Source organism: Paenibacillus cellulositrophicus, assembly GCF_009363095.1.
GTDB classification, from domain to species: domain Bacteria; phylum Bacillota; class Bacilli; order Paenibacillales; family Paenibacillaceae; genus Paenibacillus_AQ; species Paenibacillus_AQ favisporus.
This window is the reverse complement of the sequence record NZ_CP045295.1, coordinates 4,622,809-4,639,204: the sequence shown is the minus strand read 5'-3', so window position 1 is coordinate 4,639,204 and position 16,396 is coordinate 4,622,809. Positions and strand designations below refer to the sequence as shown.

The window sequence follows — 16,396 nt, the reverse complement described above, 5'->3', positions numbered from 1 at the left end:
CTCAGAAATGGCATCCCGCCTAAAATGATTGGAGGTATCCGTATGCCGCGAACCGTGAAAGGCACGATTTCGATCGAGGGACAAGACATTCCCATAACCAATCCCGACAAGCCGCTGTGGCCGGAAATGGGCATTACCAAGGCCATTTATTTGCAAAAGCTCGCGGCGCTCGCTCCTTATTTGCTGAAATACTGCCGGAACCGGCTGCTCACGACGATCCGCTATCCGCATGGGGTGCCTGGCGAATTTTTTTATCAAAAAAATGCGCCAGAGCCTCTCCCTCCCTTTGTGCAGACGGCCGAGAAGGACGGGATCAATTACATCCTGCTGAACGGCCTGCCCGAGCTGCTGTGGCTGGGCAACCTGGCCGCGCTGGAGTTTCACCCGTCCCTCCATTACGCAGGGAGCACGCTGCCCTGTGAATGGATGATTGACCTCGACCCATCGCGGGAGGTCGAACCGCGGATCATGGAGGCCGCGTCCATCGTCGGCAAGGTGCTGCGCTCGCTCGGACTGCAGTCGGTGCCGAAGACGTCCGGGGCGACGGGTATTCAGATCATCGTGCCGATCAATGAAGGGATCACGTTCGACGAGCTGCGCACCGTCGGGCATTTCGTTGGCATGTTCGTGACGGAGAAGCACCCGGAACTGTTCACCCTGGAGCGGCTCAAGAAAAACCGCGGCGATAAAATCTACTTCGATTACCTTCAGCACTATCAGGGAAAAACACTCGCCGCTCCTTACACCCCCCGGGCACGTCCAGGCGCAACGGTGTCAACCCCGCTGCACTGGGAGGAAGTGGACAGCAACGTTGCCCCGACCGATTTTCACCTGCTTAACATCGAGGAGCGGCTTGCCCGCCACGGCGACCTGATCGCCGCGCTCGCCCCGCAGCCAATCGAGCAGGTGATCCGCCATTTAAGCGCAGCAAAGCCCGGAAGGTAACCTTCCGGGCTTTGCTGCATTTCACGGGTCAGTCCAGCTTCGCTGCCCCGCTAATGGATATCTTTTTTCTTGAAACGGCCGCCCTTAACGTCATGGATATTACCAACCGCAAGGAAGGCATCCGGATCCCAATCACCGACGATGGTCTTCAGCTTAGCTTCTTCCAGACGGGTGATGACCACAAAGATCACTTTCTTGCTGTCTCCGGAGTAGGCTCCTTCCCCTTCCAAATACGTGACGCCGCGTCCCAGGCGCTGGGTGAGGGCATCGCCGATGTCCTTGTATTTCTCACTGATGATCCATACCGATTTGGACTGGTCGATCCCTTCGTTGGTGATATCAATCACTTTAAAGGCGATAAAGTAGGCGATCAGCGAATACATCGCGTTATTCCAACCGAATACGAAGCCCGCGCTCGTCAGGATAAAGAAGTTGATGAACATGATGATCTCCCCGACAGAGAACGGCGTCTTTTTGTTGATGAGAATCGCGACGATTTCGCTGCCGTCCGTGGAACCCCCTGCCCGGATGACCAGGCCGACGCCCGCACCCAGGATAACGCCTCCGAAGATGGCCGCCAGCAGCGGATCGAACGTAATGGGTTTAACAGGCTCCAGCAGCGCGGTGCCAATCGACATCACCAGGACGGCTGCCAGCGTGGAGAAGGCAAACGTCTTGCCGATTTGCTTGTAACCCAGAAACAAGAAAGGAATATTGAGAACCGTAAGAAAAATACCGAGCGGCAGATGAAAAAGGTGGGACAGCATAATGGAAATGCCGGTAATCCCGCCGTCAATGATGTTATTGTTTACGAGGAATACTTCCAGTGCAACAGAGACCAATCCGGCTCCGATCAGCATGACCAGGATGCGCATGAACACTCTGGCTTTCGAGGTCGGCGCCTTGAGCGGCTGCAAATCCTGCGGCAGGTTTGGCCTATCCGTGGATTGCGGGTTTGAAGGTACAGCCATCGAATCCCCCCGATTCTATAGATTGTTGTAGCATAAAGGGACATGAAACGCCCGGGTAGCATCGTGTACAGCCTAAGAAATCTGGACTTCCGTGATTATTCCCTTACTTTATTATATCATAGTTTTTAGCTGTATATTATCAGGATGGGAGTTTTTCTGTCATGAAATCCTTATTATTATTTATTGCGGCCGGGCTGGCCGAGATCGGCGGCGGTTACCTGGTATGGCTGTGGATCAAGGACGCGAAGCCCTGGTGGTTCGGCGCGGCGGGCAGCCTGCTCCTGATCCTGTACGGGATCATTCCCACCCTGCAGAATTATCCTTCCTTCGGCCGGGTTTATGCCGCATACGGGGGCATCTTTATCGTCCTGGCCCTGCTGTGGGGCTGGTGGATCGACAAAAACACGCCCGACGTCTACGACTGGATCGGAGCGGCTCTGTGCATGGCCGGCGTATCCGTTATTCTATGGGCTCCACGGCACTAGGCTTGGCAGCAGCAGATTCAGGAGCGCGCGGTCATAACAGCGGGGACAGCATCCGGCACAGCACTTCCGCCAGCTTATGCCGAAACGGCCGGGCCTGAAACTCCTCGGTAACGATTTGATGGCTCTGGCTCATATCTTCCTTGAAATCTTTCACCAGCCGGTCGATCGAGGACTGCTCGAACAGCGCTGCCGTCAGCTCGAAATTGCAGAAAAAGCTCCGCATGTCCATATTAGCGGTACCTACCGAGGCCATCAGGTCGTCGACGATCATGACCTTGGCATGAATGAAGCCTTTCTGATATTCATAGAACTTCACTCCGGCCAGCAGCAGGTCTTCAATATAGGAGAGCGAAGCGAGATGCACCAGCCTGGAATCGGCTTTCAACGGAATGATGATCCGCACGTCCACTCCGCTGACCGCAGCGGTTTTGAGTCCTTCATAGATGCCCTGATCGGGAATAAAGTAGGGCGAGGTGATCCAGATCCTTTTTTTCGCGACCGTAATCGCGCCAAAGCACATCTCCTGAATGGCGTTCCAATCCTGATCGGGTCCGCTGCTGACGATTTGAACCTGTTCATCGGCTTCGCATTGATGCTTGGGAAACAGCGCAGGGTCCGACAACCGCTCGCCTGAAGCGAGCTTCCAGTCGCTCAAAAACACATTTTGCAAAAAATAAACGGCATCTCCCTCGATCTCCAGGTGCGTGTCGCGCCAATACCCCATTTTCTGATATTTCCCCAAATAGTCATCGCCGACATTCAGCCCGCCGACAAAGCCTTTGGTCCCATCGACGACAATAATTTTGCGGTGGTTGCGGTAGTTGATCCTGCGGTCGATCATTGCCAGCAGCGGCGGCAGGAAGAAGTGAAACTCCACGCCCGCTTCCTTCAGCTCCTGGATGAACCCGCGCCTGCGGCCAAGCCTGTAGCTTCCGAAGCCGTCGCAGAGCAGCCTCACCTTGACCCCGGCTTTCGCCTTCCGGACCATGATGTCCTTGAACCGGTTCCCGATATCGTCGTCCCGGAAAATATAAAATTGAATATGTAAGTGATCTTCTGCTTTATCCATGGCGGCGAGCATCGCGCCAAAGGTATCCTCCCCGTCGGTCAGCACCCTGCTCTTGTTGCAGCCGGTAATCGGGCTCTCGGACAGATGGGACAGCAAATTAAACAAGCGCTCCTGATGCTGAAAATCCTTGCTGTGCATATCCCCGGCACGCTTTACCAAGGACGCCTGACTCCATATCAAGGGACGGATCTCTTGAAACAGGCGCGAACCCTGCGTACGAACCTTCTTCCTCGCTTTATAGTCCTGGGCTACAAAATAATAGACCACAAAGCCGATCAACGGGCAGCAAAACAATATAAACAGCCAGGCGACCGTCTTGTAAGGATTGCGGAATTCCAGAAGCAGAATCGTTGCCGTTTGAAAAATAAAAACGAGTAGTGCGATAAGCAGCCACAGCATACGTCAGCCTCCTTGCGGGTCAAAAGCAATCTGTATGTTCAGGATTGACCACTTTCAACCTGCTTTATTCAGTATTTACCCGGATCGGCCTGATGCAGACGCAGCGGCGGCAAAGATCACATTTTTGACATGTTTTAAGAGATCAGAGAATACATAGAAGATAAGACAAGTACAATCAAGCCGAGGAAAGGAGCCGCCATGAAAAATGCCAAAGGCAATGGGCGGGTGACGCTCCTGGTCATGCGGGACGCCCAGCATTCCGTCAAACAGCTGCATCTCTCCAAGCCCTTGATGATGGCCGTCCCCGCCGTGGCCGTTCTGTCGCTGTCGGGACTCGTTCTTGCGCTGCAGGCCCACTCGTCCCAAGTGATCTCCCAGCTGGAGCAGAAGGTCACCGCCGAAAGCCTGAAGAACGTCCAGATGCAGCGTACGGTGAACAGCCGGGAGCAGTCCATCGAGCGCCTGCAGAACGAAATCGTCAACCTGTCGAGCCAAGCCAAAGATATGAAGCAGAGGATGGACCGCGTGGATGAACTGGAGAACCAGCTGAAGCAGTTCATTGACAAGCACGGGACCACCAGTATGGCCGAGCCTGCTTCCGGGGCCAAAGCGTCTTCCCTGTCCTGGGATGCCTCGCAGCATGTCGGTGGCGAATATATCGCTGTGCATGAGAACGATATGCTGGACCTGGCCCAGGAGACGAAAGATGACTTTCAAGAGATGCAGACACTGCTGCGGTCCATGGAGAACCAAATCCCTTCGACCTTGAAAAAAGCGGAGGAAACGCAGGATCGGATCTCCGGGCAGCCCGACCTGTGGCCGACCGAGTCCCGGGTGACGACCTCAAGCTTCGGCTACCGGACGGACCCTTTTACCGGAAGGGCGTCCTTCCATGCGGGGATCGATATTGCCGGGGATAACGGAAGCCCCGTATATGCGGCGGGAGCGGGTACGATCGTGACGGCTGAGAACAGCGGCGGTGCGCGGGGACGGTATATCGTCATTGAGCATCCGAACGGCCTGCAAACCTGGTATATGCACCTCAGCAAAATCCAAGCCAATGTCGGCCAAACCGTCTACAAAGGCGAACAGATTGCCGAGCTCGGCTCGACCGGGCGAAGCACCGGCCCCCATCTTCATTTTCAGGTCGTGAAGAAGGATAAGCCCGTTAACCCGCTACCCTATATTCAGTAGTAGGGTTTGATCGTAAGAAAAACGTCTATCGACGTACCTTCAAAGAAGACAGACCGCGTTTAGCTGAAGTTTTTCTTGCGATTATAGAATGGTTCAGCTTCGCTGAATTTTATAAATTCTATAATCTTAAAAAGGAGGGATATCAAACATGAGCAGATCCAAAGCGAGCCGGCACCAGAGCGCAACGGACACTTTGATCGGCAAAGGGACAGAAATCGAAGGGACGCTGGCCTGTGAGGCCAACCTGCGCATCGAAGGCAAATTTAACGGCGTCATTGAGAGCAAAGGCAGCGTCATTGTCGGGGAGCATGCAGTGGCAAGATCGCACATTCATGCCAAAGAGGTCATCATTGCCGGAAAAGTGTACGGCGATGTGACGACGCTCGGCCGGCTGACCATCACGGCGACCGGGCAGATGTTCGGTGACGTGCTGGGGGCAACGTCGCTGGTCATTACCGAGGGCGGCATCCTCCACGGATCCAGCAAAATGGAGCTGAAGGACGCCCCGGAGGAAATGGCGCAGGAGACCGCCTCCACCCCGCGGTATTTGGAATCGGAAGCCGGCTGATGTGGCCTGAAGCTTCTGCTTTCTTAAATCAACAAAAAACGCAGTCGCAAGTGAACGGATCACGTCCACATGCACTGCGTTTTTTGGCTTTTAATATCGTGACAGGTCATGCCGCGACGTCCCGTTTACCGAACACGGTCCAGGCGATGACCAGAAACAAGACGTAGTAGATGGCCAGGATCAAAATCGAGAAGCCGAGCGTCACGCCTCCAGGTCCCACCGAAGAGGCCAGATACTGCGAAAGGTCCATGTGCATAAACGGCAAAAATTTTGCCCAGCTGTAGCGCTCAGGGTTGAACAGCATATTAAAGATGCCCTTCGCGAACATGATGAACAGCGACAGCCCGATGGCGAGCCCGCTTGCCCGGAATACGGCCGAGAGCATGAAGGCCAGCGCCACGGTCATGAACAAGTCTACATAATCGCATAGCATAATTAGAAAGTAATGACGCGGCCCGATGAGCTCGCCCATAAGGGACCCGCCCGCTCCTCCCGAGAAGAAGATTGCAGAGACCCCGTATGACACAACGATCAGCAGCACCGTGCACAGCAGGCTGAACAGCACAACGGCAATATATTTGGAGAGCAGAATCTTCGATCGGCTCCATGGGCGGATCAGCAGCAGCTTGATGGTACCCCAGGAGAATTCGCCTGCAACGGAATCCGAGGCGACCACAACCGAAAATATGGTGCACAGAAAAAACGTAAACGCCCCGGTCTGAAGCACGCTTTCCCACAAGCTGATATTGCCCCCGCTATCTGCCAAGTGAAACAGGAGCGGCATCAGAATGTTGACGATGGCCAGGATCGACAGCATGATCCACGTCCGGGCTCTCCGGTATATCTTCATGTTCTCGTTCTGCACGAGATGGATAAAGCTACCCAATCTGATCACTTCCCGTCATTTCCAAGAATTGGTCCTCCAGCGATCGGGTTATCTTCTGAATCCCGTACACCTTGAATCCGCTCTGGACGAGCTGGGCATTCGTGTCGGCAATGCCATTTCGGTCGAGCCGGACGATCAGCAGTCCATCGCGTACCGTACCGCCCCCAAGCAGCTCCTGCGCCTGCTCCGGCCGGTCCAGCGCAAATGCCGTTTCCACAGTCGTCTCCTGCGCTCCCTCAACACCGGCCAGTGTGCGTACGTCAATCAACCGTCCGTTCTGGATGATCGCCACGGCGTCGCACATCAGCTCCATCTCGGACAGCAAATGGCTGGAGACGAATACCGTCGTCCCTTCTTCCCTGCACAGCCGGCGCAGGTAGTCCCTCAGCTCGCGGATTCCCTGCGGGTCCAGCCCGTTGGTGGGCTCGTCCAGGATCAGCAGCTTCGGACGGTGCAAAATCGCCTGAGCTACGCCCAGGCGCTGCCGCATGCCCAGTGAATACGTCCGCACCGGGTCCTGAATCCGGTTGCTCAGCCCTACGAGCTGAACCACTTCCTGAATTCGCTCCTCGGTAATCCCTGACATCATCCGGGCAAAGTGCCGGAGGTTTTCATACCCCGTCAAAAACTTATACATCTCCGGGTTTTCCACGATCGCCCCCACGTGGACGATGGCCTGCTCAAAATGATCCTTGATGCTGTAACCGCAAATTTTAATATCTCCCTTGGTGATCCTGGTCAGCCCGACCATCATGCGGATAGTCGTCGTTTTTCCGGCCCCGTTCGGACCGAGAAAACCAAAGACCTGCCCGGGAGGGATGTCCAGCGTAACATCCTCAACCAATGTTTTGGATGAGACTTTCTTCGTGACACCTTCCAGCCGAACCACCGGTTCCTGCTGCATTTCTATCACCCCTTCTGCCCAAGTCTGGCCCCATTGTAGCATATTCGCCTTGCAGATGCCCATCATATGGGAAATCTGCCTCTGATTGTGTCTGCGAATAACATAGGGTACAGCAGCCCAGGGGAATCACTGTGCGGTAAAATCCCGTCCGGAACACAAGTGCCGTGTCCGACATAGGGATGACCTGCTCACATCGCAAGCAGAATACGGATAGCTGACTGTTCAAGAGAATCGACTTCCCTTCCATGAAGTGTGTCTTTGCGCTTAAAATTATGACCAACGACTTATTATAGATACATTTTGTAACATGCACACCAAGAAATCTACATGAATCTGCATCCTTTGTCAAGGAAACTGACGGTTTTCGTCGAAAAATAACCCCACAACGTGGGGCTTATGAATCAATTCGGGTTCTGAGATGCTGCAAAGGACGCCGGAAATGAAAAGACAAGCGTGACATCAAGCCACGCCTGCCTCTTATTGTAAATGCTCTTTTATGACATTATGGATTCGCTGCCGCTCCTCTTCGCTGACCATGTAATACCAAATTCCGTTGATCTTCTTGCCCTGACCCTTGATCTCCACTTGCTCGATTGTCTTCAGGTCGGTGCGATAATCGGTCACGAAGGTCTTCATATTGTCGAAGGAGATGTCCGTTCTGACACTGTCGCCTACCTGGTTCAGTAGGGATTCGATTTTTACGACATTTGATATTTTGAGCGCATTGTTAATCACCTGCTCCAAAATTTCCCGCTGCCGTGCATTACGCCCCAAATCTCCACGCGGATCGTCATACCGCATCCGGGAGAAGGCCAGCGCCTCGGAGCCGTCCAGCTTCAAGTCGCCCTGTTTGAAATCGTACCCTTCATATTGGAAGGCAAACGGATTATTCACTTCCACCCCGCCGAGCAAATCAATGATTTTGGCGAAGCCCTCCATATTGACCTTGATGTAATAGTTGACCGGATAACCGAGGAAGTGCTCTACCGTCGCGACCGACATGTTTACGCCGCCAAAGGCGTAAGCATGGTTGATCTTATCCGTCGTCCCGTGGCCGACGATTTCGGTTCTCGTGTCACGCGGGATGTTGAACATCAGGATACTCTGCTTGGCCGGATTTACCGTCAGCAGGATCATCGAGTCCGAGCGGCCCGGGTCGTCCTCACGCTGATCCACGCCCATGACCAGAACGGTAAACGGCTCCCTTTCATTCAGATGAACCGCCGGCGGGTTTTCGGCGCTCTTGGTCGTATCCGCCTGGCCGCCCGTCTTGCCATCCGAGCTGACGGTTACCGGAACAACCGACGGTTCTCGCTTTTCATATATTTCGTTAGCCGTCGCTTTGACCGAATTGTAAATATACAATCCGTATCCCGCGACGCCGACCACCAGCACCGATACGACGGCGATGGTCGAAACAACCCATTTTTTCATGATGCATCTGCCACCTTCCTAATGGACACATCTGCGCCCTGCGCACTTGGACACGCAGCGATTAGTACGCATTATCCGCGCCGAACAGCACCTTGACCGTTTTACATATGATGATCATATCCATCCATATCGACTGTTCGTTTATGTATTTGAGGTCCAGCTCGACCATTTCCTGAAATCCCACATGGTTCCTTCCACTGACCTGCCACAAACCTGTACACCCCGGGACAACGAGCAGCCTCTGCATATCGTAGGAAGTATAGTCGCTTACCTCCCGCGGCAAAGGCGGTCTTGGCCCGACCAGGCTCATATTCCCTCTCAGCACATTCACAAGCTGGGGCAGCTCATCAATACTCGTTTTGCGGATGAACCGGCCGACCCGGGTGACCCGCGGATCGTTTTTCATTTTGAACATCGCTCCGGTCACATCGCTTTGCTGGATCAAATTGCCGAGCATCAGCTCGGCTCCGCTGACCATCGACCGGAATTTGTACATCTTAAATGGTATGCCCCCACGGCCGACGCGGACCTGGGAGAAAAACACCGAGCCTTTTGGATCCTCCAGCTTGATAAGCAAGGCAACGGCTAGGAATGCCGGACATAAAAAAATCAGCCCTATAAGCGATAAGCTAATATCCAGGGTTCGCTTGGCCCAAAGGTACAACATCCTGTCTTTCCGGGGAGTGATCGGAAGGGGCTTGCCGACGTCCACCGTTTTGTTCAGCGGATTCATGCTGCTCATAAATGAACATCCTCGTCCCTTTGAAGCATTTGCATCAGGAAATCCAAGGTCAACGTACGTCCCATGACTGATCCATCCCCCGCTCTCAATATAAGTCCAACCGGACGATCACATGACAGGCTTATACTTCAGCCTTTTTAAAGCAAAGCACTATGCAGCCCTTTGATAAATAGTGTAAAATGTCTGTATCCCATTACGAAAAAACGTAAGATTTTTATGCTTTGATATCAAAATGGTGTCCTGGGCCGGGGAAAGAATCATGGTCACAGGGACTTTCATACGGTGTGGAGGCCGCTCGGCCGCCTCGTTGCGGGCGGTTGTGGTGTTTTGTCATGCGCTCCGGCTCCTGCTGCGGGGATTCAATACGAATGCCGTATTGGTGGGCCTTAAAGGAGATGCTGCTTTCTTTCCAAGCCACGGTGCCGTACACCTGACGGGCAGGGGCATTTGGAACGTGGATAATGAACCCCAGCCTGAGCTCGGGCACGACGGGGAGATCCAAGTCGCTGATGATTACCATTCGGCTTGGCTCGTATTCCCATAAGATGACAGGACGGGTCCGATGCAGAAAAACCGTCTGGTTCCCGACCTGATGGATATACATATACGTTTGAAGATGTATGCCATGTGCTGTTAACATATTCATCGGATTATTCCTGCCTCATGGTATGAAAATCGGGATAACGCCTTATACTGCTAAAGGATACGAAACGTCTCAACAATTGATACAAATGGTATCATTTCCAATTTTCACTTTACGATACATTTTGTAACTAGTCAATACTTATTTCCTATATGAATCTATTTTTGCGACATTTTGTTTCTAACTTTATGTATTTTTTCAGGTATTCGGAGGAGGTTAATTCATGAATCATGGTAATCGCATCGCAGAATTGCGGGACCAACGCGGCTGGACCCAGGAGGAATTGGCCCAATCCATAGGCATTACGCGAGCCGCACTATCCCACTATGAAAAGAACCGCCGTAAACCTGATTTTGAGATTCTGACCAAACTGGCTGACAAATTTGACGTTTCCATCGATTATCTGATCGGCCGTACGAACCAGCCGAAGATTGTCATGGATCCGGAGGTCCGGGATTTTGTCGATCAACTGGAGCTTTCGGACGAGGACTTGCTGGAAAAGTTCAATTTGACGATTGACGGCCGCCGCTTGTCTGAGGAAGAAGCCAAACGTTTTATCGCTTTTGTGCGGATGGAACGGTCCATGAAATAATGAAAAACCTCAGCTTTCCTTGAACTTAGGAGGGCTGAGGTTTTTATAGGTTCGGTTACCGTAATTCGACGGGGTCCCCTTTTGGAGCATATGGAAGACAACTGCTGCAGGGTGGCCTCCCTGTCTAAAATCGGAATGATAAAACGTATTCTGTCCCTCCTTGTCGTTTTATGTGAACCCCCCGGACACGATCTGCGAAATTTCCGCTAATCCGTCCCCTTCTCCATCTTTTGAACAAAGCGCTTCCAGTTGTCAGGATGAATCCCGCATTGCTCCAACACTTTCATGATGTCTAATTGGGTTTGCTCCGGAAGTTCTTGGTTGGACCGGGCCTCGGCACCGAACTTTCTCTCATCTCTCATCGAAGATACCCTCGCTCCACTCAACATATTATCCAAAATGATTTCCACGGCTACTCTTTTGTTGACAAATACAACGTCTGTTCCAAGTATGAATGTCAAGAATCAGCCAAGTGACTAGGTCTTTTTTATTATATCCCAAGCCTCTTCTGGATGTTGTCGTCTAATGGGACAATTGCTTTTTGAAGCAGGTTCTATTTTTGTCGAAAAAAATGGGCATACGATTTATGTCTCCAATTGAAAACATTTCGTATGCCCTTTCCAGCAAATATTGCGCAAATATGAAAATTTCAACCTTGTTGATAGGAATTCTTTCTTTATAACATCCGGTTTGGAAGAATTAGTTGTTTCCCGCTCTCGCGAGCTCGCGCATGTTGGCTTCGAAGGCGGCCAACAGGGCTGCTTCGCCGCTCAGTCCATTCTCCTGAACCTTGCGGATTTGCTGTGTCATCCGCTTGTAATCCTTCGGAATGACGCGGACAAACTGGCCCAGGCTGTTCTCCCAGTCTTCCAGCACACGCTCGCCGACAGCACTTTCCGTGTAGTTGACATGCTTCTCGATCATGCTCTTCAGTTCCTGGACTTCCTCTGCATCTTCAACGCGTTCCAGAAGAATCATCTCCAGGTTGCAGCGGTCGATAAACGTACCCTGCGGATCATAGACGTAGGCGATGCCGCCCGACATGCCGGCGCCAAAGTTACGTCCCGTTTCCCCTAGGATGACGACGCGGCCGCCTGTCATATATTCGCATCCGTGATCGCCAACGCCTTCAACGACGACATTCACGCCGGAGTTGCGGACCGCAAAGCGTTCGCCGGCGATGCCGCGGATGTACGCCTCGCCGCTTGTCGCGCCATAGAAAGCCGTGTTGCCGATAATGATATTCTCTTCGGCCTTGAACGTTGATTTCGGCGACGGCTTCACGATCAGCTTCCCGCCGGACAACCCTTTGCCGGTGTAGTCATTCGCGTCGCCAACCACGGTCAGCGTGATGCCCTTCGGAGCGAAGGCGCCCAAGCTCTGGCCGGCCGTTCCCGTAAAGGTCAGCGAAATCGTGTCTTCCGGCAGGCCGGCTGCCCCGTACTTCCGCGTGACTTCGCTGCCGAGAATCGTGCCTACGGCGCGGTCTACGTTCGTAATCGAAAGCTCGCCAGTAACTGGTGTTCCGTCTTCCAGCGCAGGTGCCGCCAGCTTCAACAGTTCACGCATATCCAGCGTCTCTTCGAGACCGTGGTTCTGGGTCTTCGTGCGGTAGCGCGTGCTACCTTCCGGAAGCTCCGGTGTGTGCAGCAGAACGGACAGATCGATGCCTTGCTTCTTCCAATGTCCGTTCGCCTCTTCGGCATCCAGGCAGTCCGTGCGTCCGATCATCTCTTGGATCGTACGGAAGCCGAGCTCCGCCATAATTTCACGCATATCTTCTGCCACGAATCTCATGAAGTTAACGACATGCGCCGGATCGCCCATGAAGTTCTTGCGCAGTTCCGGATTCTGGGTAGCTACCCCCACCGGACAGGTATCCATCTGGCAGACGCGCATCATGATACAGCCAAGTGCCACGAGAGGAGCCGTAGAGAAGCCATACTCTTCGGCACCCAGCAGGGCTGCGACGGCCAGATCGCGTCCGTTCAGCATTTTGCCGTCCGTTTCCAGGACGACGCGGTCGCGCAGGTTATTCAGGATGAGCGTCTGGTGCGTTTCCGCAACGCCCAGTTCCCAAGGAAGACCCGCATGGCGGATGGAGCCCTGCGGCGATGCGCCGGTACCACCGTCATATCCGCTGACGAGGATAATGTCGGCACGGCCTTTGGCCACCCCGGCCGCGATCGTTCCGACGCCAACCTCGGACACGAGCTTCACGTTGATGTTCGCGCGCGGATTGGAGTTCTTCAGATCATAAATCAGCTCCGCCAAATCCTCGATCGAGTAAATGTCATGATGCGGCGGCGGAGAAATCAAGCCCACGCCCGGCGTAGAACCGCGCACTTCGGCAACCCAAGGATATACTTTACGGCCCGGAAGCTGTCCGCCTTCACCCGGCTTCGCTCCCTGCGCCATCTTGATTTGAATTTCGTCCGCGTTCACCAGGTAGTTCGACGTCACGCCGAACCGGCCGGACGCCACCTGCTTGATCGCGCTGCGGCGGGAATCGCCGTTCGCATCCGGAATATAGCGCGCCGGATCTTCGCCGCCCTCACCGGTGTTGCTCTTGCCGCCGATGCGGTTCATCGCAATCGCGAGGCTTTCGTGAGCTTCCTTACTGATGGAGCCGAAGGACATGGCACCGGTCTTGAAGCGTCTCATAATGGACTCGATCGGCTCGACTTCCTCGATCGGAACCGGAGCTCCTACCGGTTTCAGCTTCAGCAGCGAGCGGATCGTCAGATGCTTCTCGTTTTCACCCTGAACAAGCTTCGCGTACTTTTTGTACACCTGGTAATCCCCTGTGCGTACGGCCTGCTGAAGCAGGTGGATCGTCTGCGGGTTGAACAGATGCTCCTCCCCGTCCTTGCGCCATTGATAGTCACCGCCGGAATCGAGCACCTTGTCGCTTCCGTCCTTGTCGGTAAAGGCGCGGTTGTGGTGGGCCAGCGCTTCGGCAGCCACTTCTTCCAGGCCGATACCGCCGATGCGGGACGGCGTACGGGTAAAGTACTTCTCGACAAAATCCTCTTTCAGGCCGACGGCTTCAAAGATTTGCGCGCCGCGGTAGGATTGGATTGTCGAGATGCCCATTTTGGACAAAATTTTCACCACGCTCTTCGTCGCGGCTTTGATATAGTTTTTAACGGCTTTCTCGTGCGTCACGCCGCGCAGCAGCCCCTGCTGGATCATGTCGTCCAGCGTTTCGAACGCCAGGTAAGGGTTGACGGCACTCACGCCGTAACCGAGCAGCAGCGCGTAATGATGCACTTCACGAGGTTCGCCGGATTCGAGCAAAATGCTGACTTTCGTCCGCGTTCCTTGGCGGATCAAATGATGATGCAGGCAGGATACGGCAAGAAGCGCCGGAATCGCCGCATTTTCTTTGTCCACGCCGCGGTCGGACAGGATCAGGATGTTGTGGCCTTTCTTGATCACGCGGTCGGCCGCTTCACACAATCCGTCAAGCGCCTTACGCAGGCCTTCCGCCCCCTCCTCTGCCGGGAAGAAGATCGGAATCGTCATCGACTTGAAGCCGGGACGATGCACGTGGCGGATCTTCGCGAAGTCCTCATTCGAGAGAACCGGTGTGTCCAGACGGATCTGGCGGCAGCTCTCAGGCTCCGGATGCAGCAGGTTGCGCTCCGGTCCGATCGTCGTTCCGGTCGCGGTGATAATCTCTTCGCGGATCGCGTCGATCGGCGGGTTGGTCACCTGCGCGAACATTTGTTTAAAGTAGTTGTACAGGCGCTGCGGCTTGTCGGACAGCACCGCCAGCGGCGCGTCGTAGCCCATCGAGGCTACCGCTTCCTGACCGGTCGAAGCCATCGGCTCCAGCACCTTGCGCAGATCTTCGAACGTATAGCCGAAGGAGAGCTGCAGTTGCTGCACGTTGTCATGCTTCGGATTCGGCAGCTCCGGCGCGTCCGGAAGCTCATCCAGATTGACCAGATGCTCGTCGAGCCACTCGCGGTACGGCTGCTCGGCAGCGATCTGGGCTTTCACTTCCTCGTCGGAAATGATCCGTCCTTCCTTCGTATCTACGAGCAGCATTCTGCCCGGACGGAGACGGTCCTTGTACAGGACATCCTCAGCTGGAATGTCGAGCACGCCGGCTTCCGAAGAAAGAATAATCAGGTCGTCCTTCGTCACGTAGTAACGCGACGGGCGGAGTCCATTCCGGTCAAGGATGGCGCCGATTTGGATACCGTCAGTGAACGCCATAGCGGCTGGTCCGTCCCACGGTTCCATCAGCGTGCTGTGGTATTCGTAGAACGCTTTTTTCGTTTCGTCCATGCTTTCATGGTTGTTCCAAGGCTCCGGCACCATCATCATGGCGACGTGTGGCAGGGAACGTCCACTCAGGTACAGGAACTCAAACGTGTTATCGAACATGGCGGTGTCCGAACCGTCCGGATTGATGACCGGCTTGACCTTCTCCAGGTCATCCCCAAAAATATCGCTCTTAAACAGCGACTGGCGCGCATGCATCCAGTTCACGTTGCCGCGAAGCGTGTTGATCTCCCCGTTGTGAATCATGAAGCGGTACGGGTGCGCCCGTTCCCAGCTCGGGAAGGTGTTCGTGCTGAAACGCGAGTGAACGAGGGCGATCGCCGTCTCCACCAGCTCGTTTCTCAGGTCCAGATAGAACTGCCCCACCTGATTGGTGGTCAGCATCCCTTTGTATACGATTTTCCGGCACGAAAGGCTGGAAATATAGAAGGAGTCCGCCTGCGGAGCGTCGCCATAACGGATGGCCAGCTCGGCGCGTCTGCGGATGATGTACAGCTTGCGCTCAAAGTCCATTTCGTCCTTCACATCGATGCTGCGTCCGATGAAAATCTGCCGTACGTACGGCTTGGCTTCCTTCGCGGATTTGCCCAGCATCTCGTCATAGGTCGGAACGTCGCGGAAGCCCAGGAACTGCTGACCTTCTTCCCGGATGATTTCGACGAGCCGGCTCTCATGAGCCTCCCGAACGGCTTCGTCGTGGGAAAGGAACAGCATGCCTACGCCGTATTGCCCCGGTTCAGGCAGCTCAAAGCCGATCCGGGCCGCTTCTTCCGCAAAGAAGCGGTGAGGAATTTGCAGCATGATCCCGGCGCCGTCACCGGAATTAGGCTCGCTGCCCTGTCCGCCGCGGTGCTCCATATTCTCGAGCATCGTCAGAGCCTGGCCTACGATCTCATGGGAGGCCCGGCCTTTGATATGAGCGACGAAGCCCATGCCGCAGGCGTCTTTTTCAAACTGCGGATCATAAAGTCCCTGCTTAGGGGGAAGTACCGTATGTCTCATGGAAAGCAACCTTTCTATCTTCAGAATAAATAAATGCAAGTAAATCCAGATACATCAAAATAAACCAGTACGAAGACGACATTGGCTACAAGAATAATACTTCATGCTCACTAGGGGAATGGGGTATGCGACAACGGCGGAAATCCTCGTTGCATGGGGGAATGGTTTTCTTTTTGTTATAAAACGTCGATAATTATTCAAAATGAATTGGTTATATTATTTTAACACCCACTAAACCTCTGCGCAATTTAAACTTTTTATGAATG

The 16,396-nt window shown here is 54.0% G+C and carries 14 protein-coding genes; 5 read left to right on the top strand and 9 right to left on the bottom strand.

The window, feature by feature from the left end:
- Positions 1-42: 42 nt before the first annotated feature.
- A complete protein-coding gene (ligD, locus tag GCU45_RS20915; RefSeq protein ID WP_152400254.1) occupies positions 43-945 on the top strand; it encodes a non-homologous end-joining DNA ligase in 903 nt (300 codons plus the stop codon).
- Between the two features lie 50 nt (positions 946-995).
- Here ligD and GCU45_RS20910 read toward each other — a convergent pair whose 3' ends face one another.
- The gene (locus GCU45_RS20910) at positions 996-1,820 is read right to left on the bottom strand and encodes a YitT family protein (protein ID WP_234489791.1); all 825 of its coding nucleotides are present in this window, start codon (positions 1,818-1,820) and stop codon (positions 996-998) included.
- 257 nt (positions 1,821-2,077) lie between these two features.
- On the opposite strand from GCU45_RS20910, the gene GCU45_RS20905 reads away from it, so the two are divergent.
- Complete coding sequence (locus GCU45_RS20905; protein WP_076175017.1) at positions 2,078-2,401, top strand: YnfA family protein; 324 nt, start codon at positions 2,078-2,080, stop codon at positions 2,399-2,401.
- A 31-nt stretch (positions 2,402-2,432) separates the two neighbouring features.
- Here GCU45_RS20905 and cls read toward each other — a convergent pair whose 3' ends face one another.
- On the bottom strand, positions 2,433-3,869 hold the full coding sequence (gene cls / locus GCU45_RS20900; RefSeq protein ID WP_145160845.1) for a cardiolipin synthase: 1,437 nt from the start codon (positions 3,867-3,869) through the stop codon (positions 2,433-2,435).
- Between the two features lie 198 nt (positions 3,870-4,067).
- Between cls and GCU45_RS20895 the strand changes: the two genes are divergently transcribed.
- Together GCU45_RS20895 and GCU45_RS20890 are read left to right on the top strand one after the other, a co-directional pair.
- Complete coding sequence (locus tag GCU45_RS20895) at positions 4,068-5,063, top strand: M23 family metallopeptidase (protein ID WP_152400252.1); 996 nt, start codon at positions 4,068-4,070, stop codon at positions 5,061-5,063.
- A gap of 148 nt (positions 5,064-5,211) precedes the next feature.
- Positions 5,212-5,631: a bactofilin family protein gene (locus tag GCU45_RS20890; RefSeq protein WP_089549924.1), complete on the top strand. Its 420-nt coding sequence runs from the start codon at positions 5,212-5,214 to the stop codon at positions 5,629-5,631.
- 106 nt (positions 5,632-5,737) lie between these two features.
- Here the strand turns inward: GCU45_RS20890 and GCU45_RS20885 are convergent, their stop codons facing one another.
- The 5 genes from GCU45_RS20885 to GCU45_RS20865 form a co-directional block, all read right to left on the bottom strand.
- Entirely contained in the window at positions 5,738-6,517 is a 780-nt protein-coding gene (locus GCU45_RS20885; protein WP_152403230.1) for an ABC transporter permease, read from the bottom strand.
- On the bottom strand, positions 6,510-7,421 hold the full coding sequence (locus GCU45_RS20880; protein WP_152400250.1) for an ABC transporter ATP-binding protein: 912 nt from the start codon (positions 7,419-7,421) through the stop codon (positions 6,510-6,512). Before GCU45_RS20880 ends, GCU45_RS20885 begins: the two co-directional genes overlap by 8 nt.
- Positions 7,422-7,898: 477 nt before the next feature.
- A complete protein-coding gene (locus tag GCU45_RS20875) occupies positions 7,899-8,855 on the bottom strand; it encodes an LCP family glycopolymer transferase (RefSeq protein ID WP_152400248.1) in 957 nt (318 codons plus the stop codon).
- A 61-nt stretch (positions 8,856-8,916) separates the two neighbouring features.
- Positions 8,917-9,588: a sugar transferase gene (locus GCU45_RS20870; RefSeq protein WP_167527279.1), complete on the bottom strand. Its 672-nt coding sequence runs from the start codon at positions 9,586-9,588 to the stop codon at positions 8,917-8,919.
- Between the two features lie 223 nt (positions 9,589-9,811).
- The gene (locus GCU45_RS20865) at positions 9,812-10,243 is read right to left on the bottom strand and encodes a hypothetical protein (RefSeq protein ID WP_076175032.1); all 432 of its coding nucleotides are present in this window, start codon (positions 10,241-10,243) and stop codon (positions 9,812-9,814) included.
- A 220-nt stretch (positions 10,244-10,463) separates the two neighbouring features.
- On the opposite strand from GCU45_RS20865, the gene GCU45_RS20860 reads away from it, so the two are divergent.
- Entirely contained in the window at positions 10,464-10,832 is a 369-nt protein-coding gene (locus GCU45_RS20860; protein WP_076175034.1) for a helix-turn-helix domain-containing protein, read from the top strand.
- A gap of 206 nt (positions 10,833-11,038) precedes the next feature.
- Here the strand turns inward: GCU45_RS20860 and GCU45_RS33845 are convergent, their stop codons facing one another.
- Both GCU45_RS33845 and gltB read right to left on the bottom strand, forming a co-directional pair.
- Entirely contained in the window at positions 11,039-11,194 is a 156-nt protein-coding gene (locus GCU45_RS33845; RefSeq protein WP_163882458.1) for a hypothetical protein, read from the bottom strand.
- Between the two features lie 337 nt (positions 11,195-11,531).
- Complete coding sequence (gene gltB / locus GCU45_RS20855) at positions 11,532-16,130, bottom strand: glutamate synthase large subunit (RefSeq protein ID WP_152400244.1); 4,599 nt, start codon at positions 16,128-16,130, stop codon at positions 11,532-11,534.
- Between the last annotated feature and the right edge of the window lie 266 nt (positions 16,131-16,396).